This is a genomic window from Roseovarius azorensis (genome assembly GCF_900109455.1).
Classification (GTDB): domain Bacteria; phylum Pseudomonadota; class Alphaproteobacteria; order Rhodobacterales; family Rhodobacteraceae; genus Roseovarius; species Roseovarius azorensis.
In genome coordinates, this window is record NZ_FOAG01000005.1 from 235,892 (window position 1) to 260,885 (window position 24,994).

General features: G+C 61.8%; 28 protein-coding genes. 22 read left to right on the forward strand and 6 right to left on the reverse strand.

Annotated elements, in window-relative coordinates:
* Positions 1-179: 179 nt before the first annotated feature.
* From BSG08_RS09765 to BSG08_RS09820, 14 genes are all read left to right on the forward strand, one after another.
* Complete coding sequence (locus tag BSG08_RS09765) at positions 180-1,595, forward strand: circularly permuted type 2 ATP-grasp protein (RefSeq protein ID WP_093035816.1); 1,416 nt, start codon at positions 180-182, stop codon at positions 1,593-1,595.
* A 3-nt stretch (positions 1,596-1,598) separates the two neighbouring features.
* The gene (locus tag BSG08_RS09770; RefSeq protein WP_093035819.1) at positions 1,599-2,540 is read left to right on the forward strand and encodes an alpha-E domain-containing protein; all 942 of its coding nucleotides are present in this window, start codon (positions 1,599-1,601) and stop codon (positions 2,538-2,540) included.
* 3 nt (positions 2,541-2,543) lie between these two features.
* Positions 2,544-3,344: a transglutaminase family protein gene (locus tag BSG08_RS09775; protein ID WP_093035822.1), complete on the forward strand. Its 801-nt coding sequence runs from the start codon at positions 2,544-2,546 to the stop codon at positions 3,342-3,344.
* Between the two features lie 13 nt (positions 3,345-3,357).
* Positions 3,358-4,089 (forward strand): proteasome-type protease, encoded by a 732-nt coding sequence (locus tag BSG08_RS09780; protein WP_093035825.1) that lies wholly within the window; start codon positions 3,358-3,360, stop codon positions 4,087-4,089.
* A 41-nt stretch (positions 4,090-4,130) separates the two neighbouring features.
* Complete coding sequence (locus BSG08_RS19460; protein ID WP_175544750.1) at positions 4,131-4,289, forward strand: hypothetical protein; 159 nt, start codon at positions 4,131-4,133, stop codon at positions 4,287-4,289.
* Between the two features lie 164 nt (positions 4,290-4,453).
* Positions 4,454-5,734, forward strand: coding sequence for an urea ABC transporter substrate-binding protein (urtA, locus tag BSG08_RS09785; RefSeq protein WP_093035828.1), 1,281 nt, complete (start codon positions 4,454-4,456; stop codon positions 5,732-5,734).
* Positions 5,735-5,793: 59 nt separating this feature from the next.
* Positions 5,794-7,767: an urea ABC transporter permease subunit UrtB gene (urtB, locus tag BSG08_RS09790; RefSeq protein ID WP_093035831.1), complete on the forward strand. Its 1,974-nt coding sequence runs from the start codon at positions 5,794-5,796 to the stop codon at positions 7,765-7,767.
* 3 nt (positions 7,768-7,770) lie between these two features.
* Positions 7,771-8,955 (forward strand): urea ABC transporter permease subunit UrtC, encoded by a 1,185-nt coding sequence (gene urtC, locus BSG08_RS09795; protein WP_093035834.1) that lies wholly within the window; start codon positions 7,771-7,773, stop codon positions 8,953-8,955.
* A complete protein-coding gene (gene urtD / locus BSG08_RS09800; protein WP_093035837.1) occupies positions 8,952-9,692 on the forward strand; it encodes an urea ABC transporter ATP-binding protein UrtD in 741 nt (246 codons plus the stop codon). The genes urtC and urtD overlap by 4 nt, the downstream gene beginning before the upstream one ends.
* 3 nt (positions 9,693-9,695) lie before the next feature.
* On the forward strand, positions 9,696-10,391 hold the full coding sequence (urtE, locus tag BSG08_RS09805) for an urea ABC transporter ATP-binding subunit UrtE (protein ID WP_093035840.1): 696 nt from the start codon (positions 9,696-9,698) through the stop codon (positions 10,389-10,391).
* Positions 10,392-10,519: 128 nt separating this feature from the next.
* Positions 10,520-11,332, forward strand: coding sequence for an urease accessory protein UreD (locus BSG08_RS09810; protein WP_093035843.1), 813 nt, complete (start codon positions 10,520-10,522; stop codon positions 11,330-11,332).
* A 12-nt stretch (positions 11,333-11,344) separates the two neighbouring features.
* Positions 11,345-11,647 (forward strand): urease subunit gamma, encoded by a 303-nt coding sequence (locus BSG08_RS09815; RefSeq protein ID WP_093035846.1) that lies wholly within the window; start codon positions 11,345-11,347, stop codon positions 11,645-11,647.
* A gap of 12 nt (positions 11,648-11,659) precedes the next feature.
* On the forward strand, positions 11,660-11,818 hold the full coding sequence (locus tag BSG08_RS19240) for an LPXTG cell wall anchor domain-containing protein (protein WP_139274553.1): 159 nt from the start codon (positions 11,660-11,662) through the stop codon (positions 11,816-11,818).
* A complete protein-coding gene (locus BSG08_RS09820) occupies positions 11,815-12,123 on the forward strand; it encodes an urease subunit beta (RefSeq protein WP_093035849.1) in 309 nt (102 codons plus the stop codon). The genes BSG08_RS19240 and BSG08_RS09820 overlap by 4 nt, the downstream gene beginning before the upstream one ends.
* Before the next feature lie 11 nt (positions 12,124-12,134).
* On the opposite strand, the gene BSG08_RS09825 is transcribed toward BSG08_RS09820, so the two are convergent.
* Positions 12,135-12,974, reverse strand: coding sequence for a c-type cytochrome (locus BSG08_RS09825; RefSeq protein ID WP_139274554.1), 840 nt, complete (start codon positions 12,972-12,974; stop codon positions 12,135-12,137).
* A 164-nt stretch (positions 12,975-13,138) separates the two neighbouring features.
* Between BSG08_RS09825 and ureC the strand changes: the two genes are divergently transcribed.
* From ureC to ureG, 4 genes are read left to right on the forward strand one after another with little or no spacing between them, the layout of a single operon-like run.
* Complete coding sequence (ureC, locus tag BSG08_RS09830; RefSeq protein WP_093035852.1) at positions 13,139-14,848, forward strand: urease subunit alpha; 1,710 nt, start codon at positions 13,139-13,141, stop codon at positions 14,846-14,848.
* A 9-nt stretch (positions 14,849-14,857) separates the two neighbouring features.
* Positions 14,858-15,319, forward strand: coding sequence for an urease accessory protein UreE (locus tag BSG08_RS09835; protein WP_093035855.1), 462 nt, complete (start codon positions 14,858-14,860; stop codon positions 15,317-15,319).
* On the forward strand, positions 15,319-15,957 hold the full coding sequence (locus BSG08_RS09840; RefSeq protein ID WP_093035858.1) for an urease accessory protein UreF: 639 nt from the start codon (positions 15,319-15,321) through the stop codon (positions 15,955-15,957). Before BSG08_RS09835 ends, BSG08_RS09840 begins: the two co-directional genes overlap by 1 nt.
* Positions 15,954-16,580 carry an urease accessory protein UreG gene (ureG, locus tag BSG08_RS09845; protein WP_175544751.1) on the forward strand — a complete coding sequence of 209 codons (627 nt, stop codon included), beginning with the start codon at positions 15,954-15,956 and terminating at the stop codon, positions 16,578-16,580. Before BSG08_RS09840 ends, ureG begins: the two co-directional genes overlap by 4 nt.
* Before the next feature lie 3 nt (positions 16,581-16,583).
* On the opposite strand, the gene mbfA is transcribed toward ureG, so the two are convergent.
* Positions 16,584-17,561: an iron exporter MbfA gene (mbfA, locus tag BSG08_RS09850; RefSeq protein WP_093035861.1), complete on the reverse strand. Its 978-nt coding sequence runs from the start codon at positions 17,559-17,561 to the stop codon at positions 16,584-16,586.
* A gap of 173 nt (positions 17,562-17,734) precedes the next feature.
* Here mbfA and BSG08_RS19465 point away from each other — a divergent pair, with 173 nt between their 5' ends.
* Both BSG08_RS19465 and BSG08_RS09855 read left to right on the forward strand, forming a co-directional pair.
* On the forward strand, positions 17,735-17,893 hold the full coding sequence (locus tag BSG08_RS19465) for a hypothetical protein (RefSeq protein ID WP_175544741.1): 159 nt from the start codon (positions 17,735-17,737) through the stop codon (positions 17,891-17,893).
* Positions 17,894-18,005: 112 nt separating this feature from the next.
* A complete protein-coding gene (locus BSG08_RS09855) occupies positions 18,006-18,623 on the forward strand; it encodes a TetR/AcrR family transcriptional regulator (protein ID WP_093035864.1) in 618 nt (205 codons plus the stop codon).
* Between the two features lie 595 nt (positions 18,624-19,218).
* Here BSG08_RS09855 and BSG08_RS09865 read toward each other — a convergent pair.
* Positions 19,219-19,611: a hypothetical protein gene (locus BSG08_RS09865; protein ID WP_093035870.1), complete on the reverse strand. Its 393-nt coding sequence runs from the start codon at positions 19,609-19,611 to the stop codon at positions 19,219-19,221.
* 157 nt (positions 19,612-19,768) lie between these two features.
* Here BSG08_RS09865 and BSG08_RS09870 point away from each other — a divergent pair, with 157 nt between their 5' ends.
* Positions 19,769-20,650 (forward strand): beta-keto acid cleavage family enzyme, encoded by an 882-nt coding sequence (locus tag BSG08_RS09870; RefSeq protein WP_093035873.1) that lies wholly within the window; start codon positions 19,769-19,771, stop codon positions 20,648-20,650.
* Between the two features lie 64 nt (positions 20,651-20,714).
* The gene (gene panB, locus BSG08_RS09875; protein WP_093035876.1) at positions 20,715-21,509 is read left to right on the forward strand and encodes a 3-methyl-2-oxobutanoate hydroxymethyltransferase; all 795 of its coding nucleotides are present in this window, start codon (positions 20,715-20,717) and stop codon (positions 21,507-21,509) included.
* Positions 21,510-21,749: 240 nt separating this feature from the next.
* Here the strand turns inward: panB and BSG08_RS09880 are convergent, their stop codons facing one another.
* From BSG08_RS09880 to dctP, 3 genes are all read right to left on the reverse strand, one after another.
* Entirely contained in the window at positions 21,750-23,045 is a 1,296-nt protein-coding gene (locus BSG08_RS09880) for a TRAP transporter large permease (protein ID WP_093035879.1), read from the reverse strand.
* A 2-nt stretch (positions 23,046-23,047) separates the two neighbouring features.
* A complete protein-coding gene (locus BSG08_RS19655; protein ID WP_093035882.1) occupies positions 23,048-23,596 on the reverse strand; it encodes a TRAP transporter small permease subunit in 549 nt (182 codons plus the stop codon).
* Between the two features lie 137 nt (positions 23,597-23,733).
* Positions 23,734-24,816, reverse strand: a complete 1,083-nt coding sequence (gene dctP, locus BSG08_RS09890; RefSeq protein WP_093035885.1) for a TRAP transporter substrate-binding protein DctP — start codon at positions 24,814-24,816, stop codon at positions 23,734-23,736.
* Between the last annotated feature and the right edge of the window lie 178 nt (positions 24,817-24,994).

Here is a 24,994-nt window from a genome sequence, read left to right on the forward strand (position 1 = left end):
ACGCAGACATGCGGCAGCATCGGTGCGCTGCGTCCGCGACAGCCATCACATCAGAGAGATTTGCCAATGCCCGGATTTTGTGCATGGTTGAGGGTTAAGCGGGCAATAACCCGCAACAAACCCGCTATAGCACAAAGATTCTGATTGCGCAGGGTCATGGACAGGGAAACCATCATCCCATGGATATGTTCGATGAGATGCAGGGGCCGAGGGGGCAGGTACGCGAACCCTTTTCCACTTTCGACGCATGGCTCGGCAAAGAGGACCCCGCCCGCCTGCGCGCCAAACAGCGCGAGGCCGAGGATCTCTTTCGCCTCACCGGCATCACCTTCAACGTCTACGGCCGCTCCGAGGCCGAGGAGCGGTTGATCCCGTTCGATATCATCCCGCGGATTATCTCGGCGCGCGAATGGCAGCGGTTGGAGCGCGGTATCGAACAGCGGGTGCGCGCGATCAACGCCTTCTTGCATGACATCTATCACCGGCAGGAAGTCCTGCGCGCCGGTCGCGTACCGCAGGAAATGATCTCAGGCAATGAGGCGTTCCTGCCTCAGATGATCGGGGTCACGCCACCGGGCGGGGTCTATACGCATATCACCGGCATTGATCTGGTGCGCACCGGACCGGACGATTTTTTTGTGCTCGAGGATAACGCACGCACGCCGTCGGGTGTCAGCTACATGCTGGAAAACCGCGAGACCATGTTGCGGATGTTCCCCGAACTTTTCAGTCAGACCCGGGTGCGCCCGGTCTCGGACTACCCGCGCAACCTGCGCCGCTCGCTTGCCGCATCGGCGCCTCCGGCCTGCGAGGGCGTTCCGACGGTGGCGGTGCTGACCCCCGGCATCTACAATTCAGCCTATTACGAACACGCCTTTCTGGCCGACAAGATGGGCGTGGAACTGGTCGAGGGGCACGATCTGCGCGTCGTCGATGGCCGCGTCGCCATGCGCACCACCCGCGGCTATCAACCCATCGACGTGCTTTATCGCCGGGTTGATGACGATTTTCTCGATCCGCTCAACTTCAACCCCGATTCCGCGCTTGGCGTGCCGGGGATCATGGATGTCTACCGCGCAGGTGGCATCACCATCGCCAATGCACCGGGTACGGGTATTTCAGATGACAAGGCGATCTACAGCTACATGCCCGAGATCGTCGAATTCTACACCGGCGAGCGACCAATCCTGCAAAACGTACCTACCTGGCGCTGCAACGAGAAAGATAGCCTCGAACATGTGCTGGCCAACCTGTCCGAACTGGTCGTCAAGGAGGTGCATGGCTCGGGCGGTTATGGCATGCTGATCGGCCCCGCCGCGAGCAGAAAGGAACTCAGGGAGTTCGAACGAAAGCTGCGCGCCCGCCCCGGCAATTACATCGCGCAGCCCACGCTCAGCCTCTCGACCGTGCCGATCTTCACCAACAAGGGGCTGGCTCCGCGGCATGTCGATCTGCGCCCCTTTGTCCTGATGTCGCCCGAAGGGATCAATGTCACCCCCGGTGGCCTGACGCGGGTGGCGATGAAAAAGGGCTCGCTGGTGGTGAACTCGTCACAGGGCGGCGGCACCAAGGACACCTGGGTGCTGGAGGACTAGGCGATGCTGGGAAAAACCGCCGGAGGGCTTTTCTGGATGGCGCGCCTGCTGGAGCGGGCCGAGAATACCGCCCGGATGATTGAGACCGGGCAACGCATCGCACTGACGCGCGCGGGTAGCGGCGCGGATGACTGGCTGTCAGTGCTGCAGGCGGCGGCGATGTCACAGGGTTATCTGGACAAGCATGACGAAATGCTGCCGGAACAGGCGATCGACTGGATGCTGCGCGATCCGGACAATCCGACCTCTGTCATGGCCACCATCGCACTGGCGCGCAACAACGCGCGGCTGGTGCGCACGGCGCTGACGCACGAGGCATGGGAGGCGGTCAACTCCTTCTGGATGCTGCTCAAGGAGGCGCTTGCCCGCAAGGTGCCTACCCGCGACCTGCCCCGCATCCTGTCCCTGATCCGCGAACGCAATGCGCTGGTGCGTGGCTCTATCCTGGGCACCATGCTGCGCAACGAGATCTATGATTTCATCCGTATCGGCACCTTTATCGAGCGGGCAGACAATACCGCGCGGATTCTCGATGTGAAATATTACGTGCTCCTGCCCTCTGCGGCGGCGGTTGGCTCGCGGCTGGACAATGTGCAATGGGACACGATCCTGCGTTCGGTCAGCGGCGAGGGAGGCTATCGGCTGGCCATTGGCCCGGATGTCACGCCCATGGGCATCGCGCAATTCCTTATCCTCGACAAACGCATGCCGCGCAGCCTGAATTTCTGCTGCGCCAAGCTGCGGGACAATCTCAATTACCTGGCCACGGATTACGACATGCGCCTGCCCTGTCATCAACAGGCCGATACCCTCTGTCGCCGATTCATGAGCCACGACATCGACGCGATCTTCGATTATGGCCTGCATGAGTATGTGCAGGAGGTGCTGGGCCATCTGGCCAGTCTGAGCACCCAGATCGAGATTGACTACAGGTTTTACGGATAGCACATGCGCCTCGCGATCAACCACACCACCCGCTACACCTACTCTGCCCCTGTCCCGTATGGCGTGCAGCAGATCCGGCTCTATCCCAAGCCGACGCGCGGGCAGACCGTGGTTGACTGGGCTATCACGGTCGAGGGGGCGACCAAACAGGTTGAATTTGACGACCACCACCGCAACCATGTGATCCTGTTCGGCTTTGACGCCGGTGTGACCGAACTGGTGATCCGCTCACGGGGAGTCGTCGAGATGGCCGACACCGCCGGGATCGTCGGCCCGCATGAGGGGCTGACCCCGCTCTGGCTGTTTCAGCGCGCCACCGATCACACTCGCGCTGGCAAGGGTTGCCGCGAGATTGTCCGCGCGGTCGAGGGTGACAACGATCTGGCGCGGCTGCACGACCTGTCGGCGCGAGTACATGGCGCCATCACCTACGAAACAGGCAAGTCAGAGGTCGTCTGGACCGCCGAGGACGCGGTCGCGGCGGGGCATGGCGTCTGTCAGGATCACGCCCATGTGTTCATCGCCTGCGCGCGCACGATGGGTCTTCCGGCGCGCTATGTTTCGGGCTATCTGCGCATGGACGGACAGGACGAGCAGAGCGCCACTCATGCCTGGGCAGAGGCCCATGTCGAGGGACTGGGCTGGGTCGGATTCGATGTGTCGAACGCGATCTCGCCCGATACGCGCTATGTGCGGGTGGCCACCGGCCTCGATTACACAGAGGCCGCGCCGGTCATCGGCCATCGTTACGGTCCGGCAGAGGAAAACATGGCTGTCAGCCTGAGGGTGACGCAGCAACAGTGACAGAGGTTGGCCGGTGACCTATTGCGTGGGATTGTGCCTGGATCGTGGGATCGTATTCATGTCGGACACCCGCACCAATGCGGGGCTCGACAACATCTCGACCTTTCGCAAGCTGCACAGCTGGCAGATACCCGAAGAGCGAGCGCTGGTGTTGCTCACCGCCGGCAATCTGGCAACCACGCAGGCGGTGATCAGCCTGCTCGAGGAACGCACCAAGGCGCATGAGGAACGCGACCCGACAATCCTGTCCGTGCCCTCGATGTTTCAGGCCGCGCGACTGGTCGCGGGCACCCTGCGCAACGTGATCGACACCCACGCCACCACTGGACAACGCGCCGACAGCAGTTTCAACGCCACGATGATCCTGGGCGGTCAGATCAAGGGCGGGCCGCCGCGCCTGTTTCTGATCTACCCCGAGGGCAATTTTATCGAAGCCAGCGACGAGACGCCGTTCTTCCAGATTGGCGAGACCAAATATGGCCGCCCGATTCTAGTGCGGGCCTATGAACGCGGAATGAGCTTTGCCGATGCGATGAAACTGTTGCTGGTCAGCTTTGATTCGACAATCAAGGCCAATCTCTCGGTGGGCCTGCCGATTGATGTCTGCCTTTATGAAACTGACAGCCTGACCTTGCCCGGGATCCGGCGCATTGAGACCGACGATCCCTATTTTCGCAGAATATCGGACGGTTGGGGCGACGCCCTCAAGCAGGCATTCGAGAGCCTGCCAAATCCTGAGATCTGACCGGAGCCGGAGCGAGGCGTCAGCGCGTCCGGCACGGCCTGATGCTGCAACGCGGCATCGCGCCTCTCTGCAACCGCGAAAAAATCGGGCGCAGCCCCGGCCAACCGTCTAAAAAATCGGCATTCTCGTTGATGCGCCCCCTCGAAACGCATGGGCATGTGGTCGCGGCAGTCGGCGCGGTGTTGGATGGCGTTGCTTGATGAAAGCGCACATACCGTCCAGCGGCCCTGATCCTGGAAGACAGACACCGCTGGACGGCAACAACATCGTGATGCTGCGGCAAACAGCCTAGCAGCCGGATCAGGGCTTGAAAAGCCTCCGGCGGGCCCATGCACGCAGCCCGGACATGGGAGTCTTGTGGACAATGAATACCAGAATTCTGCTGGCCGTTGCGGCCACGACGACCGCGCTCAGCGCTGCCCCCGCGCTGGCGCAGGACTGCACCGTCAAGGTGGGCGTGCTGCATTCGTTATCGGGCACGATGGCGATCTCAGAGACCACGCTCAAGGATACCGTTCTGATGCTGGTCGAACAGCAGAACGCCAAGGGCGGGTTGCTGGGCTGCCCGATCGAGGCGGTCGTGGTCGATCCGGCCTCCGACTGGCCGCTCTTCGCCGAGAAGGCCCGCGAATTGCTGACGGTAAACGAGGTCGATGTGATCTTTGGCTCCTGGACAAGCGTCAGCCGCAAATCGGCCCTGCCGGTTCTGGAGGAACTCAACGGGCTGATGTTCTATCCTGTCCAGTATGAAGGCGAGGAATCGTCTAGAAACGTCTTTTACACCGGCGCCGCCCCCAACCAGCAGGCGATCCCGGCGGTGGATTATTTCCTCGAGGAACTGGGCGTCGAGAGCTTTGCCCTGCTGGGGACCGACTATGTCTATCCCCGCACCACCAACAACATCCTTGATGCCTACCTGAAATCCAAGGGCGTCGCGACAGAGGATATCTTTGTCAACTACACGCCATTCGGCCATTCCGACTGGGCCACCATCGTCGCTGATGTCGTGGCGCTTGGCGCAGGTGGCAAGAAGGTGGGCGTGATCTCGACCATCAACGGCGACGCCAATATCGGGTTCTACAAGGAACTGGCCGCTGCGGGCGTCAGCGCCGATGACATCCCTGTCGTCGCCTTTTCCGTGGGCGAAGAGGAGCTCTCGGGGCTGGATACCACCGAACTCGTCGGCCATCTCGCGGCGTGGAACTATTTTCAATCCGCTGATACCGAGATCAACGCCGAATTCGTCAAGGCGTGGAAGGCCCATGCGGGTGAGAACCGCGTGACCAACGACCCGATGGAAGCACATTACATCGGCTTCAACATGTGGGTGAACGCGGTCACTGAGGCGGGCACCACCGATGTGGACGCAGTGCGTCAGGCGATGTGGGGGCAGGAGTATCCCAACCTCACCGGCGGCACCGCTGTGATGCTGCCCAACCATCACCTGACCAAGCCGGTGCTGATCGGCGAGATCCGCGCCGACGGGCAATTCGACATTATCAGTCAGACCGAGGAAGTGGCTGGCGATGCCTGGACCGACTACCTGCCTGACAGCGCCGTCCTCAAGAGCGACTGGCAGGAACTGGGCTGCGGTATGTACAACACCGAAACCGGAACCTGCGTTCAGATGACCTCGAACTACTGAGCAGGCGCGCGGGGCAAAGGCCCCGCGCCGTTCCTCCCCTCATCAAGGCCTAGATACAGATGTGTTCTCCCGCCTCTCTCGCCCGTCTCGCGGTGATCGTGACCATCCTTGCCTGCACACCGGCGCTGCGCCCCGGTGTGGCGATTGCGCAAGAGGGTCTGCAACCGCTTTTGCAGAAGTATCAGGCCGAGATCGCCAAACCCTCGCGCACCACGGTGGACCGGGTTCTGGCGGCGCTGTTGAGGGAGAACCGTCCAGGCACCTCTGAATTCCTGCGCCGCTGGCAAGATCGCGGGGTCTACGAGCGGCCCGGGGATGGGTTCTTCTTTTACGCCCAAGAGGCGAGCGGCGCCCTGCACCTGATCGACATCGACAGCGGCGTCGCAGTTGCCGAAGTGACCCGCCGCGAGATCAACCAGATTCGCCCCAATTCCGGGGTGAGGGGGGTAATCGCCGCGGCTCTCGCGCCTTTTGAGTTGAACGCGCCGGAGCCCGCACGGCGGCAGGCGGCGCTTGATGCCATAGCGCGCAGCGGCGATGCCGACCAGATCGTTCCCCTCGCTGACTCGATTGATCACGAACCCGACGCAGTGCTGAAACGTCGCAAGGAGCGCCTTCTGGTGCTGCTCACCGCACAGTTCGGCACGCCTCAATCCGCACGGCTCACGGCAATCAGCGATCTTGCAGGCGATATTAGCATCGAAGCGCGCAGCGTCCTGAACCAACTGACCGCACGGCAGGCTGGCGTGGCCATCGCCCTGCCAGAGGGCGCCAATATCGCGCGCGTACTTGAGGTCGGAGAGGATATATCCGGGACCGAAGCCTATGACCGACTGGTGGGCGCAGGTCTCGCCCCGCCGCGGCAGAGCGCAACAGATCGACGCGAGGTGCTGGCGCAGCATATCGTTGATGGGGCGGTGGGTGGCGTGCCGCTGCATCAGCTTGATACAGACGCCGCCCGCACTCGCGCCTACGAGGCGCTGGAAGCGGCAGGTACCGTGCCCGCCCGCGCGGCCGAGAATGAGGTGGCACGCACAGTGGCCGCCCATGTGTTCTACGAAACCTATGTCCAGCCCGACCCAGAGGTGACCGCCGCCGCCGAGGATGCGCTCGCCACCACCACGCGCACACTCGGTCTCTACCAGACGCTCGATCTGGTGCTGGACGGGCTGTCGCTCGCCTCGATCTTCTTTCTCGCCGCCATCGGCCTTGCCATCACCTTTGGTGTGATGGGCGTGATCAACATGGCGCATGGCGAATTCATCATGATGGGGGCCTATACCGGCTATGTCGTGCAGATATTCATCCCCGACTATACATTCAGCCTGATCGTGGCGTTGCCGCTGGCCTTTGCCGTGACCTTCGGCGCGGGCGTGACGATGGAACGCCTGGTGATCCGTCATCTCTACACCCGCCCGCTGGAAACCCTGCTGGCCACCTTCGGCATCTCCATCGCACTACAACAACTGGCCAAAAACGTCTTTGGCACGCAAGCGCGACCGCTTACCGCCCCAGATTGGCTGAGCGGGGCGCTGACTCTGAATGACATCGTGAGCATCAGCAATATCCGCGTCGCGATCTTCGTGCTGTCGCTGATCTTCCTTGCGTTGCTGCTCTTCATCCTCAAACGCACCCGACTGGGCCTCGAGATGCGCGCTGTGACGCAAAACCCAGGCATGGCGGCCTCGATGGGCATCAACCCGAATCGCATAAACATGCTGACCTTCGGTCTGGGATCGGGCATAGCCGGGATCGCGGGCGTAGCCATCGGCCTTTACGCGCAAGTCACATCGGAGATGGGTGCCAATTACATCGTCCAGAGCTTCATGACCGTAGTCGTGGGCGGTGTCGGCAATGTCTGGGGCACGCTGGCGGGTGCCTCGCTCATCGGGTTCCTGCAAAAGGGAATCGAATGGTTCAACCCCTCCAACACGCTGGCGGCGCAAACCTACATGATCCTCTTCATTATCATGTTCATCCAGTTCCGGCCCAAGGGCATCGTCGCCCTCAAGGGTCGCGCGGCGGGGGACTGAGCCATGAGCGAACCCGAGATTGCTCCGCGCAAGCGGTTTCTGGCGGAAAACCCGTCGGCCCTGCGGTTCATTGGCTGTCTCGCGCTCTTTACCCTCGGCGTCACGGTTCTTTCCGAGGGGTTCGGACTTGCGTTCCTCTCGACCTCGATGGTCAAGATCCTGGGCATGACGCTCTGCCTCTGCCTCATCGCAGTGGCGATGGATGTGGTCTGGGGCTATTGCGGCATCCTAAGCCTCGGGCATTTCGCCTTTTTCGGCCTCGGCGGCTATGCCATCGGCATGTGGCTGATGTATGCCCGCACCGAGGGCATCGTGGTCCAGTCGCTCGCCGCCGCACCCATCCCGCCGACGCCGACCGAGATAGAGAACGCCATCGCCACGCAGATTTTCGGTGTGGTGGGCAGCAACGAGTTGCCATTTGTCTGGGGCTTTGCCCACAGCCTGCCCCTGCAACTCCTGCTCGTGTTGCTGGTGCCCGGTCTTCTGGCGCTCATCTTCGGCTGGCTGGCGTTTCGCAGCCGTGTGACCGGCGTCTATCTTTCGATCCTGACGCAGGCCATGACGCTGGCGTTGTCGCTCTATCTCTTTCAGAACGACACCGGGCTGCGCGGCAATAACGGCCTGTCGGGCCTGCAGAACATCCCCGGGTTGCTGCACCTGTCGCAATCCACTCTGGCGATATGGTTCTTCTGGGCCTCTGCTCTGGCGCTTGGCCTTGGCTACCTGCTCTTTGCCTGGCTGGTCTCGGGCAAGTTCGGATCGGTCATCCGCGCCATTCGCGACAACGAGGCGCGGGTGCGGTTTCTGGGCTATGATGTAGAGCGCTACAAACTGGTCATTTTTACCCTCACCGCCGTGGTCTCTGCCATCGCAGGCGCGCTTTATTACCCGCAGGCGGGTATCATCAACCCGGCTGAGATCGCGCCGATTGCGTCCATTTACCTTGCTGTATGGGTGGCCATTGGCGGGCGCGGGCGGCTTTATGGTGCGGTCATCGGCGCGGCTGCGGTCTCGCTCTCCTCCAGTTGGTTTACGGGTGGCGGCGCGCCCAGTATCAACCTCGGCTTCTACACGATCCTCTGGACCGACTGGTGGCTGGTGCTGCTGGGGTTGGGTTTTGTCGCGGTCACGCTCTTCTTTCCGCGCGGTATCGGCGGGCTCTTTGACTATCTGGTGAGAAAGCCATGACCACGCTTCTCGAAGTCTCCGGTATCTCCGTCACCTTCGACGGGTTCCGCGCGATCAACAACCTGTCGATCCAGATCGCGGAACCGGAACTGCGCGCCGTCATCGGCCCCAATGGCGCGGGCAAGACGACCTTCATGGACATCGTCACCGGCAAGACGCGGCCCGATGAGGGCCGTGTGATCTGGGGTGAGAAATCCGTATCGCTTCTCGGGATGAGCGAGAGCCAGATCGCGCGGGCGGGTATCGGGCGCAAGTTTCAGAAACCCACGGTGTTCGAGACGCAGACCGTGCGCGAGAACCTCGCCATGGCCCTCCACAACAAGCGGGGGCCGTTCGACGTACTCTTCTACAGGCGTTCCAAGGCGGCTGCTGCGCGCGTTGCCGAACTGGCTGAGGAAATCGGACTATTGGATGCCCTGTCCCGCCGCGCCGGAGAGTTGAGTCACGGACAGAAGCAATGGCTGGAGATCGGAATGCTTCTGGCTCAGGATCCACGTCTCTTGCTGGTCGACGAACCCGCCGCCGGAATGACCCCGGCAGAGCGCGAACACACCACCGACATTCTGAAACGCGCGGCGGAAACACGCGCCGTGGTGGTGATCGAGCATGATATGGAATTTGTCCGTCGCCTTGGCTGCAAGGTCACCGTGCTGCACGAAGGGTCTGTCCTGGCCGAGGGCAGTCTCGATCATGTCACCCGGAACCAGCAGGTGATTGATGTCTATCTGGGGAGATGAACCATGCTGAGCGTCGAGAACCTGACCCTGCATTACGGGGCCTCACAGATCCTGCATGGTATCAGCCTGACGGCGCGGCCAGGCGCGGTAACGGCGGTGATGGGCACCAATGGCGTGGGCAAGACCAGCCTCTTGAAGGCCATCGCCGGGCGGCATCCCTATACGGACGGGCGCATCACGCTGGACGGAGCCGAATTGAACCACCTCGGCGCGGCACAGGCGGCGCGGGCCGGCATCGGTTATGTCCCGCAGGGGCGCGAGGTGTTTTCGCTCCTCACGGTGGCCGAAAACCTTGAGACCGGCTTTGCGTGCCTGCCGAAATCCGAGCGCGCGATCCCGCCACGCATCTATGATCTGTTTCCGGTGCTGGCGCAGATGCGAAACCGGCGCGGCGGCGACCTGTCAGGCGGGCAGCAACAACAACTTGCCATCGCCCGTGCGCTGATCACAAGGCCCCGCGTGCTGCTGCTCGACGAGCCAACCGAGGGTATCCAACCCAATATCATCAAGCAGATCGGCGAGGTGATCGCCCTGTTGCGCGACGAGGGTGAGATCGCGATCGTCCTGGTCGAACAGTATTTCGATTTCGCCTATCAGCTGGCGGATCATCTGGTGGTGCTGAACCGGGGCGAGGTGCGCCTGTCGGAATCTGCCGCTGTGGTCGAGCGTGAGCGGCTCCTGCGCGAAGTGTCGATCTGATGGGCGGCGCGCCTAAAGTTTGGGCGGTTGAATCCCCCGCGGCGGCGGAAAAACCGCAACCGCCACGCCATGACTGGCAGAAGGACGCAGAGCCGATAGCTTCGGATCGACCAAAACCGGAATCGCCAATGACCGCCTGCCCCGCCATCCAGCATCAGCGCAGCACGGGTGCCGTGCATGTAAGCCTCCTGCCCGGCCCATCCGGCGCAGGGCTGAACCGGCTGCATCAGGCGGGCTCGGCCAGAGCCTTTGTTCATCCGGGTCGGTCGGGACCAGAGGTGGTCTTTCTCAACACCTCCGGCGGATTGGCCGAGGGCGACACGCTCGACTACCGCCTGGATCTGGGCACGGCCTGTCGGGCCACGGCCACCACGCAAACCGCCGAACGCGCCTATCGCAGCACCGGATCCCCGGCGCGCGTCACCGTGTTGCACAGGCTGGCCGAAGGCGCGCATCTCGACTGGCTACCACAGGAAACCATCCTTTTTGACCACAGCGCCCTGCACCGCGAGACAGAGATTGATCTGGGCAAGGACGCATCCTGCCTGCTGCTCGAAGCGGTGGTGCTGGGGCGCGCTGCGATGGGCGAGACGCTGAACAGGCTGGCGCTCGACGACCGCCGCATGGTCCGGCGCACCGGAACCCCCGTGCTGTTCGAGCCACTGCGTATCCACACCGAGGCGCTCGCCGCAGGCCCCGGCATCCTCGCCGGCGCACGCGCCTTTGCCACGCTGACGCTGGTGGCGCAGGGGGCCGAGGATGCGCTTGGCCCGGTGCGCGCAATGCTGAGCGAACCGGACACATCCGGCGGCGCGTCTGGCTTTGATGGTAAACTGATCATCCGGCTCATGGCGCGCGATGGGTGGCCGCTGCGACGCCAGATCCTGCGGCTTTTGTCGGTGCTGCGGCCCGGCCCCCCACCGCAGGTCTGGCAGATATAGGAGAGCGCGCTGATGAACCTAAGCCCACGAGAGAAGGACAAGTTGCTCGTCAGCCTCGCCGCCATGGTGGCGCGCCGGCGACTGGCGCGCGGTGTCCGGCTCAACCACCCAGAGGCGGTAGCGCTGATCACCGATTTCGTCGTCGAAGGCGCGCGCGACGGGCGCACTGTCGTCGATCTGATGGAGGCAGGGGCGCATGTCGTCACCGCCGATCAATGCATGGAGGGTATTGCCGGGATGATCCATTCCGTTCAGGTCGAGGCCACCTTTCCTGACGGCACGAAACTTGTCACCGTCCACAACCCCATCCGTTGAAAGGATCAGATCATGCGTTATCCCATTGCCTTCTTCCTGCTCACCCCGACACTGGCGCTGGCCGATCCCGGCACGCATCTGCATCCGCACGGGATTGACGCGATCTGGCTGTTCGTCGTGGGCCTGATCGCGCTGACGGGTGGCTATCTTGCCGGGCGGCGGCGCAGATGATCCCGGGAGAGCTGTTCACCGGACCAGGCGAGATCACGCTGAATGCTGGCGCGCCGGTGACGGTGCTGCTGGTCGCCAATACCGGCGACCGGCCGGTTCAGGTGGGCAGCCACTATCATTTCGCAGAGGCCAATACCGGGTTGTCGTTTGATCGGGACGCGGCGCGCGGTCAACGATTGGACATTCCCGCAGGCACCGCCGTGCGGTTCGAGCCGGGACAAACACGCGAGGTGCGGCTCATCCCCTATGGTGGCGCGCGGCGGGTGTTCGGGTTCAACCAACGGGTCATGGGACCGTTGGAATGACCCTGAGGTCACTAATCCACCGGCGGCAGGCTGCGAAGATAGGCCACAATGGCTCGCGCGTCGCGCTCCGACATCCCGGTATAGAACCCGTAGCCCATGGGCGGGGTCATCGCGCTGCCATCGGGGCGGCGGCCGGTGCGGATCATCGCGATGACCTCGTCATCGGTCCAGCGCGCAAGCGCGTGCGGAGCCGGTGTCAGGTTCGAGGAGATTGCAGGTCCCCAGGGTCCGCTCAGATCGCGCCCGCCTGCGCCAGTCCGGTTTTCATAATCGTGATGGAGGCCCTCCATCGGCGTGTGGCACTCGATGCAATGCGCGACCGGCCCGGCCAGATAGGCACCGTATTCAACCGTCACACCCGGTTCAGGGGCGTCAACCTTGTCCAGCGGCGGGCCATAGCTGTCGGGCAGAGGTATGCGATAGACCGACCGCTGCACCTCATTCTCAACAGGCGACACCGCGCGCAGATAGGCTATGATTGCGGTCAGATCCTCGTCCGAGATGCCGCGATAGAGATCGAAGGGCATGGGCGGACCCAGCACCGTACCGTCGGGGCGGATGCCCTCGCGGATCGCCCGGGCAAGTTCTGCGTCGGTCCACGCGCCGATCCCAGCAGGGGTGATGTTGGGCGCCCAGGCGTCAAAGGGCGGGATCGACAGGACATGTCGACCGGCCAGTTCCTGCCCCTCTATCGGTCCGTCGGGATCCATCGGCGTGTGACAGTTGCCGCAGGCCGCCACGTGGCGCACCAGATAGGCACCGCGCTCGAACAGGGTCTCGGCATCTGCCCGAACCGGCCCGACCATCGCGAGCAAAGCGACACATGTCGCCGCCAGGGCGTTCTCTTTCATAATGAATTGCCTCATCAGCCGGGCTTCGAAAGCCCGGTCACTCCCCAAAACGTTGAAAGCATAGCACGAAATGTTCACGAAAACGTGATGATTCTCTTGCCCGGCACGCCGCACGCGACCCGCCCCGAATGCCACCTCATGTCCGATCTGCCAGGATAGCTATCATGCCCATCTCGATCCCCCGCCCAGCCTATGCCGCAATGTATGGCCCGACCACGGGGGACCGGCTGCGCCTTGGCGATACCGATCTCGTCATCGAGGTGGAATGCGACCTCACAACTTATGGCGAGGAGGTGAAATTCGGCGGCGGCAAGGTGATCCGCGACGGTATGGGGCAAAGCCAGAGGTCCCGCGCGGGCGGCGCCATGGACACGGTCATCACCAACGCGCTGATCCTCGATCACACCGGAATCTACAAGGCCGATGTCGGCCTGCGCGACGGTCTCATCGCCATCATCGGCAAGGCGGGCAATCCCGACACGCAATCCGGCGTCGACATCATCATCGGCCCGGGCACCGAGATCATTGCGGGCGAGGGTCGTATCCTCACCCCCGGCGGGTTTGACGCGCATATCCATTTCATATGCCCGCAGCAGATCGACGACGCGCTGCATTCCGGCATAACTACCATGCTGGGGGGCGGCACCGGGCCTGCGCATGGCACGCTTGCCACCACCTGCACGCCGGGAGCCTGGCATATCGGACGGATGCTGCAATCGCTCGATGCACTCCCAATGAATTTCGGCCTTGCAGGCAAGGGCAACGCAAGCCTGCCCGAGGCGCTGGTCGAGCAGATCCGCGCCGGGGCCTGCGCAATGAAACTGCACGAGGATTGGGGCACCACGCCGGGCGCGATTGATTGCTGCCTGAGTGTCGCCGACGACATGGACGTGCAGGTGATGATCCACACCGACACGCTCAATGAATCCGGGTTCGTGGAAAACACGCTTGCCGCCATTAAAGGCCGCACCATCCACGCCTTTCACACCGAAGGCGCGGGTGGTGGCCATGCCCCCGATATAATGAAGGTGGTAGGCTATGAGAATATCCTGCCCTCTTCGACCAACCCGACGATGCCCTATACCGTCAACACGATCGAGGAACATCTCGACATGCTGATGGTCTGTCACCATCTCGACAAGGCGATCCCCGAAGATGTGGCATTTGCCGAGAGCCGCATCCGGCGCGAGACGATTGCCGCCGAGGATATCCTGCACGACATGGGCGCATTTTCGGTCATGGCGTCCGACAGTCAGGCGATGGGCCGCGTCGGCGAGGTGATCACCCGCACATGGCAGACCGCCGACAAGATGCGCAAGCAACGCGGACGGCTCAGCGAAGAGACGGGGGACAATGACAATATCCGCGCCAGACGCTACGTGGCGAAATACACGATCAACCCGGCCATCGTTCACGGGATAAGCGCGCATATCGGCAGCATAGAGCCGGGCAAGCGCGCCGATCTGGTGCTGTGGGATCCCGCGTTCTTTGGCGCAAAGCCGGAAATGGTGCTGATGGGCGGCACGATCGTGCTGGCGCAGATGGGCGATCCCAATGCCTCTATCCCGACACCACAGCCGGTCTGTTCCCGACCGATGTTCGGGGCCTATGGACGGTCATTGGAGCGCTCTTCGGTGATCTTTGTCTCTGCAGCCGCGCAGGCCGATGGGGTTGGCGCAGCACTGGGCCTTGCGAAATCGACAGTGGCCGTCTCGAACACCCGCACCATCGGCAAGCGCGACATGATCCACAACAACCTGACACCGGTGGTCGAGGTGCATCCCGAAACCTACGAGGTGCGCGCCAATGGCGAACTCCTGACCTGCGAACCCGCCCGCGAACTGCCGCTGGCGCAACGCTATTTCCTGTTTTGAGAGGGTGTCATGACCAACCTGCCTGTTTCCCGCCACCTGCTGCGCCACGCACCGCCCGAGGTGGCGGATCATGTGATGCTGGATTACGATCAGCGCCTGATGCGGCGCAAACGTCTGGTGACGGACAGCGGCCTGGCCTTTCTTGCCGATCTGGCGGAGGTGACCAACCTTGACGATCACTGGGGCTTTGTCCTCGATGACGGACGCGCCATCGGCGTCAGACCTGCGCCAGAGGATCTGATCGAGGTGCGCGGCGATCTGCCCCGTCTCGCGTGGCATATCGGCAACCGTCACACGCCCTGCCAGATCGGCGCGGATCACCTGCGCATTCGCCGCGACCATGTGATCGAGGCGATGCTGACACATCTCGGGGCGCATCTGGTTCCCGTGGCCGGCCCCTTCCGGCCTGAGGGCGGAGCCTATGGCAAGGGGCGCATCATGGGGCACGATCACGGGCATGTACATACCTGATGCTCAGCCCTGCGCACCTGAGACTTATCCAATGGCTCTCGCCCGCCTTTCCCACCGGGGCCTTTGCCTATTCTCACGGGCTCGAGCGCGAGATTGCGCTTGGCACGATCACGGATGCCGCAACTCTCGAGACGTGGCTGTCCAATATCCTGTGCTTTGGCGCGGGCTGGCAGGATGCGGTGCTGCTCTGTCACGCGCTCCATCCAGAGGCGGATGCAGACGCGCTCGACGTTCTGGGGCGTGCCCTGCAACCTTCTGCCGAGCGACTGCAAGAGAGTGCGGAACAGGGTGCGGCCCTGTCGCGCACCGTGGGCGCGCTCACCGAGCGCGATCTGGCATCGCGCCTCCTGCCCGTGGCGCTCGGCCACGCCGCCGTGCCGCTTGGCCTGCCAGCGGCGAGCGTGGCGGCGCTCTATCTGCAAGGCTTTGCCGCCAACCTCTGCACCATCGCGATCCGGCATGTGCCATTGGGCCAGACCGAGGGGCAAGGGGTGCTGGCCCGCCTTTTACCAACGATCCACACTCTGGCCACCCGCGCGGCGGCAGCCTCGCTCGACGATCTGGGCGGGTGCGCGCTGGCGAGCGATCTGGCGGCGCTGCAACACGAAACCATGGAGGTGAGGATATTTCGCACATGAACCAGCAACGCATGAACGGCCCGCTGCGTGTGGGTATCGGCGGCCCGGTTGGCGCGGGCAAGACCACGCTGACCGAGCATCTCGCGCGAGCGATGGCGTCCCGCTGCTCGATGGCGGTGATCACCAATGACATCTACACCCGCGAGGATGCCGAGACGCTGACACGCGCGCAGATCCTGCCCGCCGCGCGTATTCGGGGGGTCGAGACGGGGGGCTGTCCGCATACGGCAATCCGCGAGGATGCCTCGATCAACCTTGCTGCGGTGTCCGATCTCACCACAGCCTTTCCCGATCTCGATCTCATCCTCATTGAATCGGGTGGTGACAATCTGGCCGCCACCTTCAGCCCGGAACTGGCGGATCTCACGATCTATGTGATCGACACCGCCGCCGGTCAGGACATTCCGCGCAAACGCGGGCCGGGCGTCACGAAATCCGACCTTCTGGTGGTGAACAAGACCGACCTCGCGCCCTATGTGGGCGTTGATCTGGCACTGCTCGAGGCAGACACCTCGACCGCACGCGGGCCGCGCCCCTATGTTCTGGCACAATTGCGCAGTGGTCAGGGCGTCGGACAGATCATCCGGTTCATCGAGAAAATCGGCGGTTTGCACCTTGGCTGATGCCTAGCCGCTGCCGATCAGCACACCCGCCGCAAACACCAGCGCCCCGCCCAGAACCACCTGAAACGTCGCGCGGAAGAACGGCGTTTCCATATACCGGTTCTGAATCCAGACAATCGCCCACAACTCCACGAAAACCACCACAAAGGCGGTGATCGTGGCGGTCCAGAAGTCCGGGATAAGGTAAGGCAGCGCATGGCCCAGCCCGCCCACCGTGGTCATGACACCGGAGGCAAAGCCACGCTTGACCGGGCTGCCACGGCCTGACAGTTCCCCATCGTCGCTCGCAGCCTCGGTGAAACCCATCGAGATGCCCGCGCCGACACTCGCCGCCAAACCCACCAGAAACGTGGTCCATGTGTCCTGCGTCGCGAATGCAGTGGCAAAGATCGGTGCCAGCGTCGAGACCGATCCATCCATCAGCCCCGCCAGACCCGGCTGCACCCATGTGAGGACGAATCTGCGTTTCGCGGTGCGGTCCTCGGTGGCACGAGCGTCGTTCCCCAGATGCTCCGCTTCCAGATCTTCGGCGCGGCTCTGATGGCCTGCCTCCGCCGCCGCGAGATCCCCGAGCAGCTTGCGGGTGGCGGCATCGCTTATGCGCTGTGCCGCCTTGAGATAGAAGGCTTCCGCATCGCGCTCCATCGCTTCGGCTTCGTCGCGTATGCGCTCAAGCCCGAGATTCTCGATCAGCCAGACCGGACGGCGACTGTAGAATCCCGCCACATGTTCGCGCCGGATCAGCGGAATCACCTCGCCGAACCGCGCGCGATGCAGGTCTATCAGCCGCTGACGATGACCATCTTCCTCGATCGCCATGCCGTCAAATACTGCAGCCGTATCGGGATAGTCGGCTCTCAGCATTTCCGCATAAGAGCGATAGATCCGCCCGTCATCCTCTTCTGACGAGATCGCCAGAGCGAGGATCTCCTGCTCTGACAGATCCTTGAAACGGCGACGTGTTGACACTCCGGGAATCATGACAATCCTCTTTTTAGAATAGTTCTAACTTATTGCAGTCTGTTTGTCGTTCAAGCAAAAAGCTGCGGACTGTCACACAGAATCTAAACAGATCGGTTCAGTTTTCTCTTGCAATCTGAACCGATCTGTTTAGATATCCATTATGAACTGAGTAGTTCAATATGGAGCCTGACATGAAACACGTACTGTCTGCAATCGCCCTCTCCCTGTCTCTCGCGGCCTCGCCGGTTCTGGCCTTGAACGTCGACACGAACACGCTCACCCCGACGCTCACCTTTCCCGAGCCCGCCCCGGCCACGGTGACCAAGGACAAGAGCGGACTCAATGACTGAGCCTTGCAGGCTGCCCGCACGGCGGCCTGCCAAATCCCCACCCTCACGTAGATGTGCTTGCGGTTCCACCCACGGCGCGACTAGACTGACTCGACCTATGGGGAGGGTGCGGATGCCGCCACCGGCTGTTGCGATCAAGAAAGGCCGCAAGTTCGATCAGGTGCTCGAAGGGGCGCGGACGGTCTTCATGCGCGATGGCTTTGAAGGCGCCAGCGTCGATGACATCGCCCGCGAGGCGCAGGTTTCCAAGGCGACGCTCTACAGCTATTTCCCGGACAAGCGGCTTCTGTTTTCCGAAGTTGCGCGCATCGAATGCAACCGGCAGGCCGAAGAAGCAATCGAAGTGATCGGCAAGGGTGCTCCGATCGAGCAGGTCCTGCACGAGGCGGCCAGCCGGATCGTGCGGTTTTTCCTGTCGGATTTCGGGCAGCAGGTGTTTCGCATCTGCGTCGCAGAATCACATCGCTTTCCGGAACTTGGGCGGCGCTTCTATGCCTCGGGCCCGGCGCTCGTGCGCGAACGGCTGAGCAAGGTGCTCGCGCCCTATGTCGAGGCCGGGATCCTCGACATCGACGACATGGATCTTGCCGCCAACCAGTTCGGCGAGCTGTGCAAGGGAGATCTCTTTGTCCGCAGTCTCTGTGGCATGTGCAATGAGGTGACAGAAACGGACATCGCCCGCGTCGTCAACGGCGCAGTCGAGATGTTCCTCGCCCGCTACCGCGTCTGAACAACCCCGGATGACGACGTTCAGGCATTCAGCATAGAGTATTTTGGTTGCGGGAGCTCTCCATGAACTTTGTTTGCCGACGGCAGCCAAGGGCATTAGGGTTCTATCTCGTCGAAGCCGAGACGATCGAGGAGAAGGGTTCGTGGGCATCTTGATCACCGTTGCAGCGCTCCTCTGAACCTGTTCGGCCTGTGTCAAAACTCTTCACATTGCAAGCTGGAACATCGAACATCTCGTTGTAGAGACCGACCGAGGCTGTCGGCCTCGCAGTGAGGCGGATTTCCAGCGGGTGCGTGACGTCATCTCGAAAGTCGATGCCAATGCCTGGCTCATCCAGGAGGTCGAAGGGGCAGATGCGCTGGCCCGGACATTCGACCCGAACGAGTGGGTTTCCCATGTCGAGGACCGCTGGCCATCCTCAACACGCATCTTGGGTCCGACTAATTCAAAGGCATATGCGCCAATGTCGGGAAAACTGAACCGCCCCTTGCGCGCTGGGGTCACAAGGGGCATCAAGCAAGCATGGCGGCGACGCGGGCGCTGTCGAGCGCTCCTGACGCCGTGGCCTGCGGAAACGGGGAACGGACCCGGCGGTTTATTGGATCAATCTGGTCAACGCGTCGTGAACCGACTCGCCCGTTCGCAGCCCCAAATCGCCGGCGAGCCCATTCAGGTGCGATATTCTTCCGTGTTCCCACATGTCTTGGGAATCGCCGATCCGGCCGCTGTCGTGGGCGATGGTTCCGGCCGCCACACCGTGGTCCTGCAGCATTTTCAGCGCCGAGATCCCCGCATTGTCGCGACCGACCCCGGCATCGTTAAAGAATACAACGGAAACCGGCACCTCGAGAGCGAATTCTCCCGAACTGGAACCGCCATGAGACGCTGAAACGATCATCGCGCCCTCGTCCTCCGGTGTGAGCTTGGTAATCGAATCCATCAGGATGATCCGTCCACGTGAGGTCTTCAAAACTTCTGACTTGTGCATCTGTCTGCTTCTCCGTCAATTTGCATGGCGTGTCATGACCTCTTGCAGTTGCCTACAAAGTGGTATAATGACTATGTGTATGATCATTATGCGGATGCGTGTCAAGTGAGTCAATGACACCGAGGGCGCAGAACCGACACAAAACAAGGGAAACGAAATGAACCGACCAATTTGGCTTGAAGCGGCCATCAACGGGCCGTGGTCCCGCGACCTTCAGCCCGGCATCCCGGTAACTGCCGACGAGATCTATGAGGATGCCATCGCCTGCGCCGAGGCAGGCGCCGCGATCCTGCATTTTCATGCATATGACCACGAAACCAAGCGCCAGCGCGACGACTACGATATTTACGCTCCGATCATCGAACGCATACGTAACCGGGTCGATGTGATCTGCTACCCGACGATCCCTTTCGCGGGCAGCGTCGATGCCCCTGTGCCCCTGTCGCCGCAAGAACGCTTCGCGGCGGTCGAAAAGCTGCTGGAGAGGGGGTTGATCGAATGGGCGGTCGTCGATCCCGGATCGACCAACCTGACCCGCTATGATGGCATTCCCGACCGGCAGATCGGTTTCGTCTATGCCAACCCCGAACCCCATATACGCTATGGGCTGGACCTGGCGCAGCGCCACCAGATCACCCCGTCTTACGCAATCTATGAGCCTGGGTTCATGCGACTTGGCGCGGCGCTGCACGCCGCCTACCCAGGCACCCCAAACCCGATTTACCGGCTGATGTTCTCGAACGACATTGCGTTCGGATTTCCACCCAAGGACTGGGCGCTGGACGCCTATCAAGCGCTGATGTCGCAGGAAGCACCCGGCGCGCACTGGATGATCGCGGGCCTTGGGGTCGATGTCGAACCAATCATGGAAGCCACGGTGGCGCGCGGCGGGCATGTGCGTGTCGGGCTTGAAGATGCCAGATTTCACTGCCCGCATGATAACCGGGCGCTGGTAAAGCGTGCTCAAGCGCGGATCGAAGCCGCCGGTGGACACCTCGCGACCACGGCCGAAGTACGCGCAGCGCTCAAAGGTCGTTGATCAAATACCTGAGCCGCCGTCGCCCTCCCCTCTTGCCACCGTACAGACTGCAAAGGACCATTCCATGGCATTGACCGTTACCGATTTACACAAGATGTACCGCGCCGGCGAGAAGATCGCCATGACCTCGTGCTACGACGCCAGCTTCGGAACGCTGTGCGACGAAGCCGGGGTCGAGATCCTGCTGGTCGGCGACTCCGTCGGCATGGTTGTGCAGGGCCGCGATTCCACCCTGGCCGTATCGCTCGATGATATCATCTATCACACCGAATGCGTGGCCCGCGGATCGCGTAAGGCACTGATCGTCGGCGACCTGCCGTTCGGCGCCTACCAGGCCAGCCCGGTGCAAGCCTTCGACAGCGCCGCCCGGCTGATGGCTGCCGGCGCCCATATGGTCAAGGCCGAGGGCGGCGAGGCCATGGCCGAGACCGTGAAATTCCTCGTCGACCGCGGCATTCCGGTGATGGGGCACCTCGGGCTGACGCCGCAGGCGGTGCACCAGCTGGGCGGGTTCCGCGTCCAGGGCAAGACCGACGCCGCCGGCGAACGGATCATCCGCGAGGCGAAGCTGCTGGAACAGGCCGGCGCCGCGTCCATCGTGCTGGAATGCGTGCCGTCGCGGCTGGGCAAGGCGGTGACCGAAGCCATCGGCATCCCGACCATCGGCATCGGCGGCGGGCCGGACTGTTCCGGCCAGATCCTGATCCTGCACGACATGCTGGACATCTACCCGGGCAAGAAGGCCCGCTTCGTCAAGAACTACATGCAACAGGCCGGCTCGGTGCAAGCCGCGCTGGCCGCTTTCGTCAAAGACGTCAAGGACGGGACCTTCCCCGAACCCAAGCATTGTTTCAATTGAAACCGGACGAAACCATCGGGGATCCGCGCGCCCCGGAAATCATTGGCCCCGCAGGGGCCATTTTTTTGGTCATCATGGATGCCCGCGTCGACAGGCCGGGCCGCCAACACGCTCCTGTCCGGTGCGTCCCGGCCCCGGCAGCATTTGCTGGCTGGCCAGTCAGTTCAGTGGGAACAGGAACGCCCGGTCCCCGATCCCTGGCACCAAGCGTCTGAAGCCTGAAGGCAACCGGACTAAACCCTAAAGCAGGGCTAGCGACAATTGCGGAAACAGCAGGACCAGAGCAATCACGACAATCTGGATCACAATGAAGGGGATGAAACTGTGAAAGATTTCGACGATTGAAATATCCTCCGGCACGACGCTTTTCAGGTAGAAGGCGGCCGGGCCGAACGGCGGCGTGAGATAGGAAATCTGCATCGTCAGACAGAACAAGATGCCGAACCAGATCAGGTCGTACCCGAGACTGCTAACAACCGGTATCAGCACCGGCATTGTCAGCAGCAGGATGCCGATCCAGTCGATGAACATACCCAGAATAACGAACAGCAGCAGAATGACAAGAATCGTCGCAAAGGGCGACACACCCAGTTCCGTAATGCTGCGAGCGATATAGGACGGACCGCCGGCAAGGCTGAACGAGCCCGTCAGCATGGTTGCCCCGAAAGTCACCCACAGGATCACCCCGATCGAGACAAGTGTCTGCTTCAGCGCACCGCTGAACAGGACCCATGTCATCTCACCCCGCAGCGACACCACGACAAAGGTCAGCAGCGCGGCCATGGCGGCGGCCTCAGTGATCGAGGTCACACCCCCGTAGATGAAGCCAAAGATGACCCCGACCAGCAGCACTGGCGCGATCATGCCCTTGGACGCGCGCATCTTGTCGGCGAAGGGAACCGGTTGCCGGTCGACTTTGGGGGCCATTTCGGGTTGCAGGTGGCAACGTCCCAACGCATAGGCGATGTACCCGGTTGCCAGCAGCAATCCCGGTATGATACCGGCAAGAAACAGATCGCTGATGGAGGTCCCCGCCACCAGGCCATAGACGATCAGAACGACTGATGGCGGCAGCATCGTCCCCAGCGACCCCGCGGCACAGGTCATGCCGATGGACAGTTTTCGGTTATAACCAAGCCGTAGCATTTGCGGCAGGGCTACCAGGCCGAGGATGACGATCTCGCCGCCGATAATGCCGCTCATCGCGGCCATGATGGTGCCCATCAAGGCGGTCACGATCAGCACACCACCGCGGATCCGACCCGTCCAAGCATCGAGGGCGTTGAACATCTCTCGCGCAATGCCGCTGCGCTCCAGCAAGGCGGCCATCAGCAGGAATAGCGGCACTGACAAAAGGATGTATTCTGTGCTGATCGAATAGACGCGCTGCATCAAAAGGATTATGCCGGGGATGCCGAACAGCGAATATCCCAGAACCAGCCCGACCAGCGCCGCGGCGAAGGCCAGCGGAACACCGAGGCTCAGCAGTAAAAGGATGCTGCCGACCAGCAGCAGCGAAAGAGAGCCGATATCCATGATCAATCCACCTCGACGGTCGTTTCCCTCGGCGGGGCGTCCGCGCGAAGTTCGTGTATGAAATTTACGATCGCCTGCATGGCAATCAGAAAGACGACGAAGAGAATCAACGGTTTGATCGTGCCGGGGATCGGTGGGTTCCAACTGGTTCCGGCGCGTTCCAAGGAAAGGAGCGACCGCCATGCATCGGGACCCGCACCCCAGACCAGACCGGCCGCAAAGATCAGCACCGTCAGCAGGCCGACGGCGGAAAGCGCTAGCCGGACCCGCCGCATCCTGCTCGGCACTGCATCGTGGAGAAAGGTGATCGAGATATGAGCTCTCTGCTGCATCGCATAGATGCCCGAGGCAACATAGATCACTGCCCCCAGCCAGACGCTAAGGTCGTGCACCCAGCTGGTCGATTTTCCAAAGACATAGCGCATGACCACTTCGTAGCCGACGATCAAGACGATCACCGGTATCAGTGCCATGATCAGATAGGATATAAGCAAGGAAAATCTGCTGACCAAATCAAGCTTGCCTGATTGACCGGAGGTTGGGCTTGTCATGCTTTCAGATCCAGATTGTGTTTACAGGGTCCGGTTGGCCCCGAGTTCGAGTACAGCAATTGTATCTCCAACGGGGCGACCTGGCAAACTTCTGTGCCGCCTGTGGCGGCACAGAAGTTTTGTTCAACCGCACTAAGCTACGAGATAATACCGATTTTCTCCATGAAGGTGGCATGGCTAGCATAGGCGCGTTTCGACATATCGTTCGCCTCGGCATAGGCCTCCCAGACCGGACGCGCGATCTTGCGGAACTCGGACATTTCCTCTTCCGGCCATGTGTGTACAGAGACGCCCTTTTCTTTCAACTGCGTGGCAACCAAATCGTTGAGCACACGATCCTCGACCCCGCGTTCATGGGCGGCCTTCTTAAGCGCGATCTCGACGATCTTTTGAAGGTCCGGTCCGAGCGCATCCCACTTGTCCTTGTTGACGGCCAAATGCACCCAAGGCATCGCGTGGAAGCCCGGATATGTCACGTGTTTGGCAACCTCGTGCAGACCCAGACTGTCGTTCACGCGCAGTTCCGCTGCGTCGGCGCCGTCCACAATACCTGTGTCGAGCGCGGTGAATACCTCGCCAAAATCCATGACGATCGGCTCTGCCCCGAAGGCGCTCAGAACTTCGCCTTGGAGACCAAGCGGCGAGCGCAGGCGGAAGCCTTTCAATGCCTTCAAGTTTGGAAGCGGAACGGTCGACACTAGAGATTCCGGAATCGTGCCCCAGAAGCCGACCAGATGCAGGCCGTAGGAATGGAACAGTTCATCCGCCAGTTCGCGCCCACCCTCGTGGTCCAGCCAGTATTGCGGTTGTTCCGGAATTGTGTAGGCCCCGTTAATGTCGGCGAAGAACTGGAAAGCCGGGTCAAGCCCGATGCCGTAGCCAGCCCAAGACATGTCTGCATCCAGGATGCCGGAGCGGGTCGCGCTGGCGGCTTCGGTAATCTTCACCAGTGCCGAACTGGTGTAGGGCTCCATCGTCAGGCGACCACCAGACATCGTCGCGACATTGTCGATAAAACGCTGGAACGTGACGCCGGCTGGAGAACCGGAACTGTAATGCGTCTGAATGCGCCAGGTAATGTTTTCCTGCGCGCGGGCCACCGTCGGGGCACCGAACACCGCCGAGGCGGCACCGCCACTTGCCAATGCGGCGCCAGTCGTCAGAAAGCGGCGGCGACCCAGAGCGCCCTCTTTCGCTTTGCCTTTACCTTGGTTGGACATTTTCTCTCCTCCATCGATTTGCTCTGGTAGTCATTGCCTGATCTACTGGTATTATGATTACATGATAACTCATTATTCTGTCAAGCAACCTTTCGCCAGGAAGCAACGGATACACAGCGACAGCCACAGATCTGCGCCCTTCGCGTCACGACGCGATAATTGCCACTTATTAATCGTT

Bases quoted from the DNA above. Each gene is read 5' to 3' on its own strand.
- BSG08_RS09765 (WP_093035816.1), top strand. From the start codon at position 180: ATGGATATGTTCGATGAGATGCAGGGGCCGAGGGGGCAGGTACGCGAA.
- urtE (WP_093035840.1), top strand. From the start codon at position 9,696: ATGCTGAGCGTCGAGAACCTGACCCTGCATTACGGGGCCTCACAGATC.
- BSG08_RS09835 (WP_093035855.1), top strand. From the start codon at position 14,858: ATGACCAACCTGCCTGTTTCCCGCCACCTGCTGCGCCACGCACCGCCC.
- BSG08_RS09770 (WP_093035819.1), top strand. From the start codon at position 1,599: ATGCTGGGAAAAACCGCCGGAGGGCTTTTCTGGATGGCGCGCCTGCTG.
- urtD (WP_093035837.1), top strand. From the start codon at position 8,952: ATGACCACGCTTCTCGAAGTCTCCGGTATCTCCGTCACCTTCGACGGG.
- BSG08_RS09820 (WP_093035849.1), top strand. From the start codon at position 11,815: ATGATCCCGGGAGAGCTGTTCACCGGACCAGGCGAGATCACGCTGAAT.
- BSG08_RS19240 (WP_139274553.1), top strand. From the start codon at position 11,660: ATGCGTTATCCCATTGCCTTCTTCCTGCTCACCCCGACACTGGCGCTG.
- BSG08_RS09870 (WP_093035873.1), top strand. From the start codon at position 19,769: ATGAACCGACCAATTTGGCTTGAAGCGGCCATCAACGGGCCGTGGTCC.
- BSG08_RS09880 (WP_093035879.1), bottom strand. From the start codon at position 23,045: ATGGATATCGGCTCTCTTTCGCTGCTGCTGGTCGGCAGCATCCTTTTA.
- BSG08_RS09810 (WP_093035843.1), top strand. From the start codon at position 10,520: ATGACCGCCTGCCCCGCCATCCAGCATCAGCGCAGCACGGGTGCCGTG.
- BSG08_RS09775 (WP_093035822.1), top strand. From the start codon at position 2,544: ATGCGCCTCGCGATCAACCACACCACCCGCTACACCTACTCTGCCCCT.
- mbfA (WP_093035861.1), bottom strand. From the start codon at position 17,561: ATGATTCCCGGAGTGTCAACACGTCGCCGTTTCAAGGATCTGTCAGAG.
- BSG08_RS09865 (WP_093035870.1), bottom strand. From the start codon at position 19,611: ATGCACAAGTCAGAAGTTTTGAAGACCTCACGTGGACGGATCATCCTG.
- panB (WP_093035876.1), top strand. From the start codon at position 20,715: ATGGCATTGACCGTTACCGATTTACACAAGATGTACCGCGCCGGCGAG.
- urtC (WP_093035834.1), top strand. From the start codon at position 7,771: ATGAGCGAACCCGAGATTGCTCCGCGCAAGCGGTTTCTGGCGGAAAAC.
- ureC (WP_093035852.1), top strand. From the start codon at position 13,139: ATGCCCATCTCGATCCCCCGCCCAGCCTATGCCGCAATGTATGGCCCG.
- BSG08_RS09840 (WP_093035858.1), top strand. From the start codon at position 15,319: ATGCTCAGCCCTGCGCACCTGAGACTTATCCAATGGCTCTCGCCCGCC.
- dctP (WP_093035885.1), bottom strand. From the start codon at position 24,816: ATGTCCAACCAAGGTAAAGGCAAAGCGAAAGAGGGCGCTCTGGGTCGC.
- BSG08_RS09825 (WP_139274554.1), bottom strand. From the start codon at position 12,974: ATGAAAGAGAACGCCCTGGCGGCGACATGTGTCGCTTTGCTCGCGATG.
- BSG08_RS09855 (WP_093035864.1), top strand. From the start codon at position 18,006: ATGCCGCCACCGGCTGTTGCGATCAAGAAAGGCCGCAAGTTCGATCAG.
- BSG08_RS09815 (WP_093035846.1), top strand. From the start codon at position 11,345: ATGAACCTAAGCCCACGAGAGAAGGACAAGTTGCTCGTCAGCCTCGCC.
- urtB (WP_093035831.1), top strand. From the start codon at position 5,794: ATGTGTTCTCCCGCCTCTCTCGCCCGTCTCGCGGTGATCGTGACCATC.
- BSG08_RS19655 (WP_093035882.1), bottom strand. From the start codon at position 23,596: ATGACAAGCCCAACCTCCGGTCAATCAGGCAAGCTTGATTTGGTCAGC.
- ureG (WP_175544751.1), top strand. From the start codon at position 15,954: ATGAACCAGCAACGCATGAACGGCCCGCTGCGTGTGGGTATCGGCGGC.
- urtA (WP_093035828.1), top strand. From the start codon at position 4,454: ATGAATACCAGAATTCTGCTGGCCGTTGCGGCCACGACGACCGCGCTC.
- BSG08_RS19460 (WP_175544750.1), top strand. From the start codon at position 4,131: ATGCTGCAACGCGGCATCGCGCCTCTCTGCAACCGCGAAAAAATCGGG.
- BSG08_RS19465 (WP_175544741.1), top strand. From the start codon at position 17,735: ATGAAACACGTACTGTCTGCAATCGCCCTCTCCCTGTCTCTCGCGGCC.